This is a genomic window from Streptomyces sp. NRRL WC-3549 (assembly GCF_000721935.1).
Taxonomy (GTDB): domain Bacteria; phylum Actinomycetota; class Actinomycetes; order Streptomycetales; family Streptomycetaceae; genus Streptomyces.
Genome location: NZ_KL585395.1, coordinates 172762 through 173468 on the forward strand (window position 1 = coordinate 172762; position 707 = coordinate 173468).

At 77.1% G+C, this 707-nt stretch carries 1 protein-coding gene; it reads left to right on the top strand.

Annotated features, from left to right (window positions below; all coding sequences use genetic code 11):
- The coding region (locus IH13_RS0113625) for a VWA domain-containing protein (RefSeq protein ID WP_031084200.1) at nucleotides 1-707 on the top strand (707 nt) is incomplete at both ends.

Below are 707 nucleotides of genomic sequence, written 5' to 3' on the forward strand. Positions count from 1 at the left end.
CGCCCCCGCCGAGCCGGCCACCGCCCCCCTCCCGGCCGCCGAGGCCGAAACGGCACCCGAGCCCGAAGCCGCCACCGAGCCCGAAGCCGCCGCCGAGGCCGCAACGGCACCCGGAACCGCATCGGACACCGCCGCACCCGCTGCCCCGGAAGCCGCCCCCGAGGCAACTCCCGAGGCAGCCGCCCCAGCCGCCCCGGCAGCCGTGAAGTCCGCAGCGGCGAGGCCCGCCGTCCCGCTGGCCCGGGTCAAGGCCGCCGCGCCCGGACTCGTCGCCCCGTACAAGGCGGCGCAGGCCAAGCTCAAGGCGCAGGGACTCACCGGGTTCCGGGCGACCGTCTACCTGGTGCTCGACCGGTCCGGCTCCATGCGGCCGTTCTACAAGGACGGCAGCGCCCAGCACCTGGGCGACCGCGTCCTGGCCCTCGCCGCGCACCTGGACCAGGACGCCACCGTGCCCGTGGTCTTCTTCTCGACCGACGTCGACGGCACCGGCACCGTCGGCCTGACCGGCCACGAGGGCCGGATCGACGAGCTGCACGCCGGCCTCGGCCGGCTGGGGCGGACCCACTACCACCGGGCCGTCGAAGAGGTCGTCACCCACTACGAGGCGTCCGGGGCCACGGGCCCGGCGCTCGTGGTCTTCCAGACGGACGGCGCCCCGGACGCCAAGGTCGCGGCCAAGCAGGCGCTGGCGGACGCGGCGCGGC